The sequence below is a fragment of the Actinomadura sp. NBRC 104425 genome, from assembly GCF_030269545.1.
Lineage (GTDB): Bacteria > Actinomycetota > Actinomycetes > Streptosporangiales > Streptosporangiaceae > Spirillospora > Spirillospora keratinilytica.
This window is the reverse complement of sequence record NZ_BSTN01000163.1, coordinates 1-255: the sequence shown is the minus strand read 5'-3', so window position 1 is coordinate 255 and position 255 is coordinate 1. Positions and strand designations below refer to the sequence as shown.

Genomic DNA, 255 nt, shown 5'->3' with positions numbered 1-255 from the left:
GAAACACCCGGTCCCATTCCGAACCCGGTAGTTAAGCTCTTCAGCGCCGATGGTACTGCATGGGTGACTGTGTGGGAGAGTAGGACGCCGCCGGACGTTTTCTTCAGTTGGGAGGCCCCCGCCGTTGCGGCGGGGGCCTTTCTCTTTTCCTCGAGGTGTTTTCCGGGGTTGTTTGGTGGCGGTGCCGCCGCCGTTCTGGTTTTTGTGCCGGTCGTGATCAGGGTGTGGCCTGGTCGGTGTCGCCGGGATTCCCCG

At 62.7% G+C, this 255-nt stretch carries 1 rRNA gene; it reads left to right on the top strand.

What is annotated here, in order from left to right:
- Window positions 1–96, top strand: a 5S ribosomal RNA gene (rrf, locus tag QSK22_RS33570); the annotation flags it as partial.
- Window positions 97–255: the final 159 nt, after the last annotated feature.